This is a genomic window from Paenibacillus sp. FSL H7-0918, from assembly GCF_038007025.1.
In the GTDB taxonomy this organism is placed as follows: domain Bacteria; phylum Bacillota; class Bacilli; order Paenibacillales; family Paenibacillaceae; genus Paenibacillus_AQ; species Paenibacillus_AQ odorifer.
The window spans coordinates 1,742,479-1,758,183 of sequence record NZ_JBBOWJ010000001.1 but is presented as its reverse complement, the minus strand read 5'-3'; the positions used below and the strand labels follow the sequence as shown (position 1 = coordinate 1,758,183).

15 protein-coding genes are annotated in these 15,705 nt (G+C 36.6%); all 15 read left to right on the top strand.

The features are described 5' to 3' along the window. Positions 1 to 10: 10 nt before the first annotated feature. The 15 genes from yihA (at position 11) to MHI15_RS08000 (ending at position 15,705) form a co-directional block, all read left to right on the top strand. Entirely contained in the window at positions 11 to 679 is a 669-nt protein-coding gene (yihA, locus tag MHI15_RS08070) for a ribosome biogenesis GTP-binding protein YihA/YsxC (RefSeq protein ID WP_036685063.1), read from the top strand. A gap of 104 nt (positions 680 to 783) precedes the next feature. Continuing rightward, positions 784 to 1,566: a tyrosine-protein phosphatase gene (locus MHI15_RS08065; RefSeq protein ID WP_076129427.1), complete on the top strand. Its 783-nt coding sequence runs from the start codon at positions 784 to 786 to the stop codon at positions 1,564 to 1,566. Between the two features lie 135 nt (positions 1,567 to 1,701). Then, positions 1,702 to 3,678 (top strand): S-layer homology domain-containing protein, encoded by a 1,977-nt coding sequence (locus MHI15_RS08060; protein ID WP_076129426.1) that lies wholly within the window; start codon positions 1,702 to 1,704, stop codon positions 3,676 to 3,678. Positions 3,679 to 3,797: 119 nt separating this feature from the next. Next, a complete protein-coding gene (locus tag MHI15_RS08055) occupies positions 3,798 to 4,577 on the top strand; it encodes a YveK family protein (protein ID WP_036685072.1) in 780 nt (259 codons plus the stop codon). Then, positions 4,558 to 5,244, top strand: a complete 687-nt coding sequence (locus MHI15_RS08050) for a CpsD/CapB family tyrosine-protein kinase (RefSeq protein WP_036685074.1) — start codon at positions 4,558 to 4,560, stop codon at positions 5,242 to 5,244. Before MHI15_RS08055 ends, MHI15_RS08050 begins: the two co-directional genes overlap by 20 nt. A gap of 41 nt (positions 5,245 to 5,285) precedes the next feature. Further along, on the top strand, positions 5,286 to 7,118 hold the full coding sequence (locus MHI15_RS08045) for a polysaccharide biosynthesis protein (protein ID WP_076279994.1): 1,833 nt from the start codon (positions 5,286 to 5,288) through the stop codon (positions 7,116 to 7,118). Between the two features lie 24 nt (positions 7,119 to 7,142). Continuing rightward, positions 7,143 to 7,838 (top strand): hypothetical protein, encoded by a 696-nt coding sequence (locus MHI15_RS08040; protein ID WP_341164310.1) that lies wholly within the window; start codon positions 7,143 to 7,145, stop codon positions 7,836 to 7,838. Positions 7,839 to 7,840: 2 nt separating this feature from the next. Continuing rightward, positions 7,841 to 8,863: a copper amine oxidase N-terminal domain-containing protein gene (locus MHI15_RS08035; protein WP_341164309.1), complete on the top strand. Its 1,023-nt coding sequence runs from the start codon at positions 7,841 to 7,843 to the stop codon at positions 8,861 to 8,863. A 92-nt stretch (positions 8,864 to 8,955) separates the two neighbouring features. Continuing rightward, on the top strand, positions 8,956 to 9,582 hold the full coding sequence (locus MHI15_RS08030; protein ID WP_038573056.1) for a sugar transferase: 627 nt from the start codon (positions 8,956 to 8,958) through the stop codon (positions 9,580 to 9,582). A 1-nt stretch (position 9,583) separates the two neighbouring features. After that, positions 9,584 to 10,462, top strand: a complete 879-nt coding sequence (locus MHI15_RS08025; RefSeq protein WP_341164308.1) for an NAD-dependent epimerase/dehydratase family protein — start codon at positions 9,584 to 9,586, stop codon at positions 10,460 to 10,462. A gap of 2 nt (positions 10,463 to 10,464) precedes the next feature. Then, positions 10,465 to 11,595, top strand: a complete 1,131-nt coding sequence (locus MHI15_RS08020) for a hypothetical protein (RefSeq protein ID WP_341164307.1) — start codon at positions 10,465 to 10,467, stop codon at positions 11,593 to 11,595. Continuing rightward, on the top strand, positions 11,595 to 12,197 hold the full coding sequence (locus tag MHI15_RS08015; RefSeq protein ID WP_341164306.1) for a DapH/DapD/GlmU-related protein: 603 nt from the start codon (positions 11,595 to 11,597) through the stop codon (positions 12,195 to 12,197). Before MHI15_RS08020 ends, MHI15_RS08015 begins: the two co-directional genes overlap by 1 nt. Positions 12,198 to 12,327: 130 nt before the next feature. Next, positions 12,328 to 13,329 (top strand): glycosyltransferase family 2 protein, encoded by a 1,002-nt coding sequence (locus MHI15_RS08010; RefSeq protein ID WP_445668002.1) that lies wholly within the window; start codon positions 12,328 to 12,330, stop codon positions 13,327 to 13,329. A gap of 66 nt (positions 13,330 to 13,395) precedes the next feature. Then, positions 13,396 to 14,493: an EpsG family protein gene (locus MHI15_RS08005; RefSeq protein ID WP_341164304.1), complete on the top strand. Its 1,098-nt coding sequence runs from the start codon at positions 13,396 to 13,398 to the stop codon at positions 14,491 to 14,493. Positions 14,494 to 14,682: 189 nt separating this feature from the next. Beyond that, complete coding sequence (locus MHI15_RS08000; protein WP_341164303.1) at positions 14,683 to 15,705, top strand: glycosyltransferase family 2 protein; 1,023 nt, start codon at positions 14,683 to 14,685, stop codon at positions 15,703 to 15,705.

The window sequence follows — 15,705 nt, the reverse complement described above, 5'->3', positions numbered from 1 at the left end:
AGGAAGTCCTATGAAAGTTAATATTGCCGAATTTATTATCAGTGCCGTTGGCCCTGATCAGTACCCTGATGATTCCTTGCCAGAGGTTGCTCTGGCAGGGCGTTCCAATGTGGGGAAGTCTTCCCTCATTAACCGAATGATTAACCGTAAGAATCTGGCTCGGACAAGCTCCACGCCTGGTAAGACACAACACATGAACTATTACCGTATCAATGAAGACAGCATGTATTTTGTTGACTTTCCAGGTTACGGGTATGCCAAAGTCTCCAAGACACAACGCGCGGTGTGGGGTAAAATGGTTGAGAAATACCTCTCTGAGCGCGATACGTTGAAGCTTGTTCTGCTTATTGTGGACCTGCGGCATTCGCCTACCAGCAATGATAAGATGATGTTCGACTGGTTGAAGCATTATGATCTTCCTATGTGCGTTGTAGCGACCAAAGCGGATAAAATTCCTAAGACACGCTGGCAAAAGCATATCAAGACCATGAAGCAGGAGCTGGGCGTGCTGCCAGGGGATAATTTTATTCCATTCTCCTCGGAAATTGGTCTCGGCAAAGACGAGCTTTGGGGCTTAATCGATGGGTATATTCGCCCTTCTGAGAATGAATCTCCGGATTCAGAGGATGCTGAAATGATAGCAAATGAATCTCAGCAAGAGGAGTCAACCGAAGCGTAAGATATGAACTCATTTAAAATCAAGCAACCATTCCTGGTGGGAATGGTTGTATTTTTTTGTTGATAAAACTAAAATTTCTATGGAAAAGGACCGATAGATAACATATGATAGATATTCATTGCCACATCTTACCCTTTTTGGATGACGGAGCCTCTGATTGGGAAGCTGCTCTTGCCATGGCGCAAGACGCCCACAGAGAAGGGATTACTTCAGTCATCGCCACGCCACATCATGCCAACGGTCAATATATGAATAATGCCCCCAAGATTAAAGAAGCTGTGGAGATGATGAATGAGAGACTTCGTCAGGCTGGTAATCCACTGCTTGTTCTTCCAGGTCAAGAGATCCGTATCTACGGTGATCTGCTGAATGATCTGGAGCGGGGGGAACTGCTGAGTCTTGCAGATTCGCGGTATATTTTACTGGAAATGCCTTCTTCACGAGTACCACGTAACATGGAAGAAATCTGCCACGAGCTGATCATTCAAGGGTTCGTTCCGGTCATCGCCCATCCGGAGCGCAATGCTGAAATAGCTGCTGATCCTTCTAAACTAGAGAGATTGATAGAGTTAGGATCACTTGGACAGGTAACCGCACAGAGTCTTGCAGGCGTTTTCGGGAATAAGCTACAGAGATTGTCGCTGGAGCTATGCCGTAGAAATGCAGTACATGTGTTGGCCTCTGATGCACATGACAGTGTTCATCGTCCTTTTGGATTAAACGCTGCTTATGTGGTTATGGAGAAAGAATTAGGCCCTGAGATGCGTGACTATGTTCGCGGCAATGCTCAGCAAATTATGACCAATGGCGAGGTTATTCATGGAAAACACGTACAAACAAGGGGAAACCGACAAAAATTGTTTGGATTTTTTTTCCGAAAGGGCTGACTAATCTACCTAATAGTGGTAGAATGGGTTTTATTGGGTGATTTAATGCTATACGTAATAGCGTAGCATTTGGGCGAATTGTTCTAGGTCTATGGTAGTACAGTATTTTAATACATAAGAAGAGGTGGATATTTAGTGACTTTGAAAAAGAAACTAGTAGTATCAACATTAGCAGCAAGTATGGTAGCAGCATCCGTAGCGGGTCTTCCGTTGGGAAGCCTTGGAGCAGTAGGCACAGCATCTGCGGCTACAGTTAGTAGCAGTGCAGCAGTTAAGGATAAGGTTCTTGCTGTTTACAAACAATTGACCGCAACAGATGCAGTTTATCTCTACAATTTGAAGACTGAGGTTGCAGCACTGAGTGAGAAAGAATTTACAGAAATTTTTGCTCCAGTACTGAACAAGCTTTCACTGGATGGAGAAGAAACAAAAACATCACTTAAATTGTTCCAAAGCGTTACTAGTGTAGTCTACGATGTCTATGGAAATGACTTCTCCGGAATCCAAGTGATCCGTAACGATGACAAAAACATTGCTTTGGTAAGCAAAATTGCAGCTAAAGCGGGTGTGTCTGGACTTACTGTTGATAGTGTTGCTGAATTCTTGAGCAGTATTGAAACAGAACTTCGTGAACTGGTAGGTAACAAGTCATCAGCAGATTTGTTGGCAATTCTTACATCTGAATCTGGTTACGAGACTTTGTTGGATGAAGCCATTGCGAAAGTGATGAACCACACTACAGGTGCAGGAGCTCTTACAGTAAGTCAGGCTTTGAACAAGCTTGGAGTTACTGCTAATGATGTTAAGCAAACATTGAAAAACCTGAACAATAATATTAAATCCGCAAAACCTGCGGCAAAATCACTTGCTGTTGCTTACGTTAAAGCTTATGGATTTAGTACTGGCGGCGGAGTCGGTCCTGGTAGCGGTGGAAGCGGGAATGGAAGTGTTACAACGCCTGTAGCTCCTGTTCAAACTCCAGGAATCTATGACGTATCTAAGCTCGTAAGCATTGTTGACGGTAAAGCAACCTTGAAATTGGTTGATGCTGATGTAATTAAAGAATTTGATAAACTAGTTGCAGCGAACCCTGGTAAAACTGGTCTTACTTTGACCCTGAATCTGGGAACAGTAAACGCTACTACAGTTGAAGTTCCACTTTCCCAAGCCATTATTGAAGCTGCAAAAGCTAAAGGTATTGCGAATATCGCCGTTACTTTCAACGGTGTAACTGTAACGATTCCTGTAAGCCAATTCAGCACAGCGATTTCATTGACAGTAACTACAGCTAAACCAGAAGTTGTAACTTCCGTTACCAAGCTGAAATTGGCTTCGGATGTGTATGAATTCACACTTAGTGTGAACGGTGTAGTACAAAGCACATTTAAACAACCAATTACTATCAAACTGCCACTTAAGAATACTGATGGTCTTGATAAAGAATTGCTTTCCGTTGGTAAGCTTGTATACGGCGACCTGCAATTCCAAGGTGGAGTTCTTGATGGAGATTTCATCGTAGAACCACGTGATACATTCTCTTCTTACGCAGTACTTGAGAATAAAGTCTCCTTTAATGATATTGCTGCTGTACAAGCATGGGCTGGTAGACAAATTCAAGTCGTAGCTGCTAAAGGTGCGATTGAAGGAGTCGGAGCAGGTAAATTTGCACCGAAGAGCAACGTAACTCGTGCTGAGTTCTCCAAAATGTTGATTCGTGCGCTTAACCTGGAAAACAACTCTGCTGTACAAAGCTTTAGCGATGTAAGTTCAACTGCTTGGTATGCACCATATGTAGCAGTTGCAGCAGAAAAAGGGATTATTACTGGACGCAGTGCGGCCAAATTTGATCCAAATGCAACTATTACACGTGCAGAAATGGCAACAATGATCTCCCGTGCGTTGAAATCTATCAATCCTGATGCAAAAACAGATTCTACTGCAATCAGCAAATTCTCTGATGCTGCTAAGATCAGCGCATCCCTAAGAGATGGCGTAGCGTTTGCAGCAAGCCACAACCTGGTTATCGGAAATGCTGGCAAGTTCAACCCGAACGATACAGCTACCCGTGCTGAAGCAGCAGTAATTATCTACCGTACTATTAACTTCAAGTAAATAAAACTTATAGTATACAGCCTCCTCTCATGTAGGTGAGAGGAGGCGATTTTTTTGCAAATAGGGAAGATTTGAACAGGCATCGAAATATTTCAGAAATAGCTTGGGGGTAATTTCACTTGTCATCACAAGAATTGGATCTTCGCGATTATTTTCAGATCGTCAGGAAGAGACTATGGCTCATTTTCAGCATAGTTGTATTGGTGTGCGGTATTGCTGGTGTATATAGTCTGTATATTAAAAACCCGGTATATGAGGCATCCACGAAGATTATCGTTAACCAAACACCGACGCAGTCAGCGGTGGGGCAGCTTGATTTAAACCAGATTAATACCAATATTCAATTAATTAATACGTATAAGGAAATTATTAAGACTCCGGCCATCCTTGATATTGTTACAAAGGATTATCCGCAATTCAATATTACTGCGGAAGAGCTATTAAAAAAGGTTAATGTGAGTTCCGTAAATAATACGCAGGTGATGACACTTGTCGTTCGAGATAATTCTTATCAGCGGGCTGCTGAAATCGTGAATGCCATTTCACTTGTGTTCAAGGAAGAAATTCCAAGTCTATTTAATGTGGAAAATGTATCGATTCTGAATGAAGCTAAAGTGAATCCAACTGTTGAGCCAAGGCCGGTAGAACCGAATGTTTTACTGAACATGGCTATTGCTTTTATCGTCTCTTTGATGATTGGATTAGGGATTGCCTTCCTGCTGGAATATATGGATGACACTCTGAAGACAGAAGCTGATATTGAGAAGTATCTTGGTTTGCCTACCATAGCTATGATTACAAGATTGGGTCAAGATGAAAGCAAGCAAGGTGCCGCACAAACTCAGAAACAATCATCCAGAAAGGCGGGGGACCTCGAACATGTCACAGCTTCCAAATAAACAACGCCATCTGATCACCGTTACGAACCCACGCTCTCCTGTCTCTGAAGCGTTTCGCGCATTGCGCACGAATATTGATTTTTCTTCTGTAGATCAGACTATTCAAGTGATTATGGTCACTTCCTCCGGGCCGGAAGAAGGTAAATCTACGGTATCTGCTAACCTGGCGGCAGCTTACGCACAAGCAGATAAAAGAGTATTGTTGATTGACGCCGATTTGCGGAAGCCAACGGCACATAAGACTTTTACACTAAGCAACCGTTTTGGTTTATCCTCCCTACTGTCTCAACAGGCAGTTCTTGAGGACACTGTCCAAGACTCCGGTGTTAATAATCTTTCAATCATGACCTCTGGACCAATCCCGCCCAACCCGGCGGAAATGATGGCATCTAATCGGATGAGCACTCTTTTACAGGATTTGCGTCAGCGGTATGATGTCATTCTTATTGATACTCCACCACTATTAGCGGTTACGGATGCACAAATTGTGGCCTCGAAGAGTGATGGCGTTATTATGGTTGTCAGCTATGGTAAGGTAAAACGCGATATCGCAGTAAAAGCTAAAGCTAATCTAGATCGTGTAGGTGCAAAAATGCTCGGCGTTGTTCTCAATAATGTAAAACGTAAAGCTAGTGAAGGGTACTATTACTACTACTATGGAAATTGATTTATTCATAATTAAAAATGTTATTTTTGGAGGCACTGAAAATGACAGCGAAATCTAGAGTGATTCTTTTATTCTTCATTGATCTTGCGATCATTTGGTTCAGTATTGTGACATCTTATTTGTTTCGGTACCCTAACCATGCTCTTCAGGAATATGTTGTACAGATGCTGCAATTTGGTTTGATTGCAACATTTGCATTTGGTGGAAGCCTGATATACTTCGGTCTTTACCGAAGAATGTGGCAATATGCCAGTATCGGTGAGATTATATCGGTTTCTAAAGCTATTGTAGTAGGGTCTTTATTTTCATTTGCACTGGCGTATCTAATTTTGCCGGATAGAGTACCTCTTGCCATAGAAGTTCGGTCCATGGAGACTATTCTTTTATTAGTAGGTGGAGTTCGATTTTTATGGAGAGTACTTCATAATGACCGAATCAATTACAAAGACACTAAGACCCATACACTAATTGTAGGTGCTGGTGATTGTGGGTTATTAATTGCTCGGGAAATGATGGGACCCTCTTTTGCACATACCAAATTAATCGGTTTCATTGATGATAATGCGAATAAATACCATATGTATATATTGGGTGTTCCTGTATTAGGTAATCGATATGCTATCCCAGCTATTGTGAAAGAAAGAGAAATTCATGAGATTATCATCGCCATGCCCTCTGTTTCACGTACTGAGATTTCTGAAATTATTAATCTTGCCAAAAAGACTGGAGCAAAGCTGAAGATTATACCGGCTCTTAATGATCTGATCGCTGGAAAAATATCAGTTAAGAAACTTCGGGATGTTAGCGTAGAAGATTTATTAGGTCGTGAACCGATCGTAGCTGATTTGAACAGTATTTTAGGTTATGTACATCATAAGACGGTGTTAGTTACGGGGGCTGGGGGCTCTATTGGTTCAGAGTTATGCCGGCAGATTGCTCCTTTTGGTCCGGACAAGCTAATGTTACTTGGACACGGTGAGAACAGTATTTACACAATTGAAATGGAGCTTCGTAAGAGTTTTCCGGAGTTGAACATTGTAACCGTGATAGCAGATGTGCAGGATCGCAGTCGGATGATGGATGTATTCAGTGGCCATAGACCGCATGTGGTCTTTCACGCAGCAGCACATAAACACGTTCCTTTAATGGAGCGTAATCCTTCGGAAGCCATTAAAAATAATGTTTTTGGCACCAAAAATGTTGCGGATTGTGCAGATAAATATGGTGCCGAGAGATTCGTAATGATCTCTTCTGATAAGGCGGTTAACCCAACCAGTGTAATGGGTGCTACTAAACGGATTGCGGAAATGTATGTGCAGAGCCTGCACACTACAAGTCAAACGAAGTTTTCTGCTGTGCGTTTTGGGAATGTTCTTGGCAGTCGTGGTAGTGTGATTCCAGCCTTTAAGCAGCAGATCGCTGCCGGGGGGCCAGTGACTGTGACTCATCCAGAAATGGTGCGTTATTTCATGACGATTCCAGAAGCTGTTCAGCTTGTCATCCAATCTGGTTCTTTCGCCAAAGGAGGAGAAGTGTTCATTCTGGATATGGGAGAGCCGGTTAAGATTCTAACGTTGGCGGAAGACTTAATTACGCTCTCTGGATATGAACCTTATAAGGATATTGATATTCATTTCTCCGGTATTCGTGAGGGTGAGAAGTTATATGAAGAGTTGCTTACAGATGAAGAAAATCTAGGTTCTACAGATCATGGAAGAATCTTCATTGGTAGACCTAATGTAATAAGTCTGAACCAGTTAGAGCTGGAGTTTAAACGTTTGGAACGTGTTCTCGCTGAGGAACCAGAAGTTATACGCGAAATAATCAATCAGATTGTACCGATGCAGCCCGTTGCCCAAGTTGCTATTAGCTAACTATTTCATGAAGGGGGATATAAAGTGTTCAACAAACGATGGAAAAAGATCCTTTTATGGACGCTGTCAGTTATTGTAGTACTGGGTGTTGGCGGCTTGTTCGCCGCGAATTATGCTGTCGATAAGCTGATGAATTCAATGGCAGATGGTTTTGATCTGGAATCTGAGGATAATGTTGGTGGTCAAGATCAAGGAACGGCACCGACTGATACAGTTGATGATAGTAATGTCGATCCTGTAGAGTCCGCGGTGCCTACTACTCCACCAGCAAATGATGAGGGAAGTAGTAATCAAAGCAGTGAAAATAACGCTAAACCTAGTGGAGAAACAACAGCTTCTACTACTAGTGAACCGACCAAAGCTCCATCATCAGGACAAAAAGATGCTCCTTCAGATGGTTATACAGCACAGGTCTCCACGGATAAAGCTAAGCAAATTCAAGAAAATGTAACGATTAAAGATAAAGCAGATGTGGCTTCTATTGTACTTGGTCAACTTAGCGTATCTGATATTAACCGCCTAAAAGAATTAGCCAAAGGTGGCTTAACCGTAGAAGAAAAGCGAGAAGCACGCAGTATCATTCTCGGTAAAGTATCTGATGAGCAATACAATGAGTTATCTCAAATTGCTAAAAAGTACGGAGTTAGTCAAGGAAAAACACGTGACCAAATTATTGCTGAAGAAGAACGACTAAAAGCGAAAGAAAAGGGAAGTGAATAAATATGTCTAAAGCAACACTATCAGTCGTGGCTTTATCATTAATTGCTTCAATTGGTTTAGCACCCTTAACAGCATCCGCACCTATATCTGTATCGGCAGCTGCGGCGGTACCAAGTGCAACGACTAAGGCTGCAACTAATACGATTAAAGTGCAAAGTATGAACGTGAATTTGATTTTTGACGGCGTGAGTATTCAGCCACCAGAAGGTCAGTATGTATTCATGTACAACAATACAACGTATGTTCCATTGCGGTTTATGTCATATGCTTTGCAAAAAAGTGTAGCTTGGGATGCTAAAAACGTTAAAGTTACAGTTGCAGAGCCTAACAGCTCAGAGCTAGTTGTGATTAAAGAATACCTAATGAATGCAACGAACGGGAATAGTACTTCAGCAGCAGCGAAGAATATTGCCCTCAATCAAGTTAAGGCAAGTTATGTATTTAACGGTGCAACCAAGGCTTTGCCTACAGGCCAATCTAGCTTTATTCTGAATGGTTCCTTATATGTGCCTCTACGTTTTTTATCGGAATTTGTAGGTCATAACATTAGCTGGGATCAGAAGACGAAGACCATTACTGCAGCTTCCAAGGCTTATCAGGAACAAGCCACTAATGGATCTGCAAACAATGGTAAGGATCCATCTCCAGTAGCGACACCAGCGCCAACGGATACAACAGGTGCAACAGGTGGTGGTTCTGCAGGAACTGGAAAGGTTTCATATGAAACTATCACTAGTGATACAGAAGCTAAACTCACGGCGCTTAAAAATCAAAGTCAATCGACATTAATGAGTATAGGGTTTGAGTATCTTGGAGCGACAGATGAAGCGAGTAAAAAAAGTATTAAAGAAAAAGGGTTGCAACAACTGGCCTCGTTTACTGCTAGCTTCAATAGTATAGTTGCTGACACTGAACAAAAACTGAACAGCAATGGCTATAGTACGGAGATTATCAGTCAATATAAAAGTGAATTTGAGGCACAGCTTCAGGTGGGTAAAGATATAGCCGAGAAGATGGCGAATTAAGAGAGTAGTAAGAAGATCATCTCTATGCTCATTTGGCATAGAGATGATCTACATATATGGAGAAATAGTAACTAAAAGGATCAGGTGAACTTATGAGACCTTATGTTTACACAAAACAAACCATAGATTTTCTATTAGCTTTAATTGGGATGCTAGTGTTATGGCCAGTCTTTTTAATCATTGCGATCGCAATTAAGACAACTTCCAAGGGCCCTATATTATTTAAACAAAAACGTTTAGGTAAAAATAAATCGGAATTCTACATACTAAAATTTAGAACAATGCGTACAGACACACCACAAGACATGCCGACGCATCTACTGGAAGATCCTGATTTCTTCATTACTAAAGTAGGTAAGTTCCTAAGAAAAACAAGCTTGGATGAATTACCTCAGATTATCAATATCCTAAAAGGGGAAATGAGTATCGTGGGACCTCGTCCTGCATTATGGAATCAATATGATTTGATTGCTGAACGTGATAAATATGGAGCTAATGATATCAAACCTGGGTTGACTGGATGGGCTCAGATTAATGGTAGAGATGAGTTACCTATTGAGAAGAAGGCGAGTCTGGATGGGGAGTATGTTGCAAGTCTTTCTTTTAAGTTTGATATAAAGGTATTTTTTATGACGATTCTAAGTGTTTTGAAGTCTGATGGTGTAAAAGAAGGAACAACAAAACAGGAAGTGTCTTCTACTAAAGGAGTAACTTTATAAGATGAGTAGACGAAAGGTATTAATAACTGGTAAAGGTAGTTATGTGGGTACAAATTTTATAAAGTGGCTGGAACAATGGCCAGATCAACACGAAGTTGTGGAGCTATCGGTTAGAGGTACGGAATGGAAGGAACATGATTTTTCAATTTATGATGTAGTACTCCATGTTGCTGGAATTGCTCATGTATCTACTGATCCAAGTATGGAGCAACAATATTATAAAGTTAATCGTGATTTGGCGATTGAAGTTGCGGAAAAGGCAAAAAAGGAACACGTTAAGCAGTTTATTTTCACAAGCAGTATTATCGTCTATGGTGACAGTAGCCATATCAACAAGAAAAGAATAATAGATAAAAATACGAAACCTCAGCCATCAAATTTTTACGGTAATAGTAAGCTTCAGGCAGAGGAAGGTATTTCTCTTCTAGAGAGTGATGATTTTAAAGTAGTGATAATTAGACCACCAATGATTTATGGTAAGGGCTCTAAAGGAAATTATTTAAAATTAGCGAAAATATCCCGTATCTCACCAATATTCCCTAACGTTGATAACCAGCGTAGCATGCTTCATATAGATAACCTTTGTGAGTTTATTAGACTAATGATCGAAAATAAGGAAAAAGGATTATTTTTTCCACAAAACGATGAGTATGTAAATACAAGTGAGATGGTGAAAATAATAGCTGAAACAAATGGGAAAAAGATTAAGTTAGTAAAAGGATTTAATCCTTTTTTATTTCTTCTAAGAAGATATGTTAAAGTTTTAAATAAAATATTCGGGAATTTAGTTTATGAGCAGAGTATCAGTGAATATAAAGTGAATTATAGAAAAAAAAATTTGCGCGAATCAATTATGGCAACTGAACTGGAGAATCAATAGATATGAAAGTTGTTATTGTAACCTGCTTCGATACCTACGAAGATCGAATAGATTTACTTCATGAATACTTCTGCAAGAGAGGGGATGAAGTGACGATCATACAATCGGATTTCAGGCACTTTAAGAAGTCGAAACGTATTGAAGAGAAGCCTGGATATATATTTGTCAATACAAGAACTTATAATAAAAATTTATCAATAGCAAGATTAAGGTCTCATTATGCTTATGCAAAAAAAGCATTTAAATTAGTTGAAAATCTTAAACCCGAATTGTTATATGCGGTTATTCCAGCAAATTCAATTGCTAAGTTTGCTGGTGAATATAAAAAAAATAACAATGATGTAAAATTAGTTTTTGATTTAGTTGATCTTTGGCCAGAAACTATGCCGATTGGAAGTATGAAGTATTTTCCACCTTTTACTTTTTGGAGGTTGATGCGAGATAATAGCTTGAAATTTGCTGATTTTATTATTACAGAATGTAATCTATACCAATCAATTTTGAAAGATTTATTAAAAAATTCAAAAAAAGATACAGTATACCTGGCAAAGAAAGAAATCAAAATTGTAAATAACTCTGTTCTCAATGAAAGAGAATTTCACCTATGTTATTTAGGCTCAATAAATAATATAATTGACATTCAACTAATTAAAAAATTTATAAAAGCCTTGCATGAGGTAAAGCCTACGACTCTTCATATTATTGGAGATGGTGAGAATAGAAACCTCCTTATTGAAGAAATTAATAGTACAGGTGCGCTAGTGAAGTATCATAGTAAACTTTATGATGCAGCAGAGAAACAACTGATATTCGATCAATGTCATTTTGGATTGAATATAATGAAGCAAGATGTTTGCGTTGGACTAACTATGAAGTCAATTGATTACTTCCAGCATGGTTTACCAATTATAAATAATATTCAAGCAGATACTGCTGGAATTGTGGAACTATATAAAATAGGATTTAATCTTACAGATACAAATATTCAGGAATTAGTTTATGAGATTACAAATATTGATTTGGAACAGTTTGTTGAAATGAGGAAAAACACCAAAAAAGTATTTAAGGATTTTTTTTCCTCTGTGGCATTTAATGAAAAAATGAATGTCGTAATCAAGGAGTTGTATGAATAATGGTAAATAATTATGGATTAGGGGAAATATTAAAGAATATGATTTCTCTTATTTATACTAGAATTTTTTATAAAGGTGCACGTTTGGTTCGGAGACCAATATATGTAAGAGGTAAGAGGTTTTTGGATTATGGTCAGGGTTTTACAACGGGATATAATTGTCGGTTTGAGATGTTTGATTCTGGGTCAGGAAGCAACAAAAAAATTATAATAGGAGATAAATGTAAATTTGGTGATTATGTCCATATTGCATCTGGTGAGAAAGTTTTAATCGGAAATAATTGTTTACTTGCTTCTAAAATATTTATAAGTGATATTAGTCATGGCAACTACTCTGATTCTTCCTTGAGTTCTACACCTGATGTTCCTCCAGATGAAAGACCTATTTTTTCAAGACCTGTATCGATTGGTAATAATGTATGGATTGGTGAAAATGTATGTATTTTACCGGGGGTTAGTATAGGGAATGGGTGTATCATAGGTGCAAATTCAGTTGTTAATAAAGATATACCTGAAAATTGTATTGCAGTCGGATCTCCTGCAAAAGTAGTTAAAAAATATAACGATATTACAAAAAAGTGGGTTAGGTATTCTTCTGTGTGATTTGCGATTCATTTATTAGGGAGAGTAAAATTAGACTCCACAGTGAATGGTAATTGAATCTTGATGATTTAAAACTCAAATTAATGAAATTGATGTATATAGACTATTGATTATTTATGGAGGAAATTACATAGTGCCGAAAATTAGTATAATTGTACCGGTATACAAAGTAGAAAAATATTTAAAACGATGTGTTGATTCAATACTTGCACAAACATATCAGGATTTTGAATTAATATTGGTGAATGATGGAACTCCTGATAATTGCGGTATTATTTGTGATTCTTTCGCTGCTCAAGATAAGAGAATAAGAGTTATCCATAAAGAAAATGGTGGTTTAAGTTCGGCTAGAAATGCTGGGATTGAAGTAGCGGAGGGAGAGTATATAGGTTTTGTTGATAGTGATGATTGGATTACCTATGACATGTTTGAATACCTATTAAATTTAATAGAAGAATATGATTGTGATGTATCGTCAGTTTCATATATTCTATCAAAAGGTGAGGAAAATATAAAACAATCAAAAATAGAAATTAAATGTTATGAGGGGAATGATAGTTTACATAATTATTTATTTGAAGGAATGTCTAAAAGAATTGCAGATTTCCCTGTATGGAATAAATTGTACAAACGGCATTTGTTTAACGAGATAAGATTTCCCGAAGGACAATTATATGAAGATGGAGCGACGAATTTCATGTTGCTTAAAAGAGCGAGAAAATATGTTAAAAGTAATAAAATTTCTTATTTCTACTTTCAAGATGGTGCAAGTATTACTAGAAGAGGATTCCAAAATAAAGATTTGGAAATTTTGATTGTAGGAGATCAAATGGTGGAATTAGCATTAACAGTTGGTGATCAAGAGATTATAAAACTCGCTAAAATGAAGCAAGCAAGATCTTATTTCTCTTTATTGTCAAAAATTTCTTTTTATGGTTTTACTGATAAAAGATCCTTTAAAGATAAAACAGTAATAGAACTAACACAAAAATTAAGAAGTGAATATATTTTTTTATTAAAATCTCCTATGCCATTAAATCGTAAATTTGTAATGAGTTTGTTGTGTATACATATCAATTTAGTGAAAATTCCAATACAATTGTATTCGAAAATAAAGTTATTAAAGTTATGATATATACACTTAATGTTATTAAGCATCTTTAACTTTTATATAGAGATAAAATTAAGGAGTAGTTATATGAGCATTTATTTCATGAATTTGGCCTTTGTAATTATATTAGGCTTATTATTTTATATGACAGGAAGTAATAGAGTAAAGGAAAGAATATTCGTAATTATAGCATTTACATCCATTTTTTTTGTATCCGGATTTAGAAATATAAATGTTGGTACTGACACTAAACAGTATCAACAAATATTTTCAACTGTAGCTAATATAGACATTACAAATCTATTTAAAGTATATAGGTCTGAACATGGTTATTTATTACTGAATAAAATTTTGTCTAGATTTACAGTAGATCCACAAGCTATTACTATCTTAACGAGTGCAATTATTATTTATGCTTTTGCAGTATTTGTATATTACAACTCTGATAATGTATATATTACAACATTTTTATTTCTGACTACCTTCTACTTTTGTATCTCATTAAATGCATCAAGGCAATTCATTTCTGTTGCATTATTATGTAATTCTTTTTATTTTTTTAAAAAAGGTAAAATCAAAAGTTTTTTAGCAATTATTTTACTCTCCTCAATGTTTCATTTATCTTCAATATTATTTATACTGATTTTGCCATTGAAGCTTATTAAACCTAAACCTAAAAATTTCATTTACATAACAATTATTTCGTTTAGTTTGTGTTTTCTATTAATGTTTTCAAATAATATTATTTTAAATTTATTAAGTCATTATGACGTATATCAAGGAACGCAATTTTTTGCGGGAAAAGCTGTCAGAGGTACTTATATTATATGGATATCCCAATTGTGTTTAGCTATAATCTCAATTTATTTTTTAGCAAAAGAAAAAAAACTGTTAGAGATAATTGATCGAAATGAATTGTTTTATTTATCAATTTTCATGGTATTTTCTGTTGTGATTGGTTTAATTGGTACTAAGATATTTATATTTAGCCGGATGGCATACTATTTTGGTGTTTTTATGATTATTTTTATTCCGAAAATACTAATAAAACTAAAGGGTATTGGTGGTGTATTATATTTGCCTATGTTTTTTTTATTGACCCTTTATTATTATTACATGCTTAATAGTGGGTCAGAAGGTGTTGTTCCCTATAGTTTTTTTTGGCAGTATTCAACATTCAAATAAGTTGACTAGTTAACTTATATATGAGAACAATTTAATATAATAATTTAATATTTATCTTTGTTAAACAGTTTGATTAAAATGGATAAATACTTATTTTAAATCTGTGTTAATTATAGTAGGACTTTTTTCTCAACCTATTTATACAATCCATCAATTGTTTAAACGGTAATTCACGAAAATATGCTGCATGTGGAAATAAGTAATAATAGAGAAAAGAGAGGATTGGATAAAGTGATTACCATCATTGTACCAGTTTACAACTCTGAACAATACCTTAGTCGTTGTATTGAGAGTATTCTAAATCAAACTTATACAAATTTTGAATTGCTTTTAGTTAATGACGGCTCAAATGATGCTTCTTTAAGTATGTGCGAGAAGTATGCAACAATTGATAACCGTATAAAAATTATTAGTACTGAAAATAATGGTGTTTCGTCTGCTCGTAATACTGGTTTAGACGCTTCAATTGGAACATATATTGGTTTTGTAGATAGTGATGACTGGATTGAGCCTGATATGTTTGAAATACTTATTGAAAACGCTGAAAACTATAAGGCGGATATTTCATGTTGTAATTATTTTATGAATAGTACTACTGAAATAATTTTAGAGCATCAGATAAATGATAGTGTAGTCTATTCTGATAGAGATTGTGCAGATTTTTTTCTGGAAAGGAAAACATTTGGTAATTCAGTGTGTAATAAAGTTTTTAACAAGAAAATTATAAAGCATAAATTTGATCTTGGGTTATCTGTTGGTGAGGATGCTTTTTTTCTTTTTGAAGCTTGTCTAAACTCTAAAACTATAGTCTGCTGCAAAGAAGCAAAATATCATTATTACATTCGCATTGGATCAGCGACAAAAATAGGTTTCAACGAAAAAGTTTTTCAAATGTTAAAATTCACTGATATGATTATTGAAGAGATTAAAAAGAAAAAAACAAGCAGTGTCAATGAAGCGTATGCTTATGCATTCACCTCATATTTTAGTGTTCTTAATGTACTCATATATCATAGAATGGAAAAAAAATATAAATTCGAATATGAAAAAGTTGTATCTTTTCTTAATTTGGTGACTAAAAAGTTATTAAATGAAAAAAAAATATCAAAAGCTAAACTACTCGCCTATTCTTTGTTTTATGTAAATAAATCTATGTATAGATATCTAATTACTCGTTACTATAAAAATAAAAAAGTGGATTTTATGACTTGA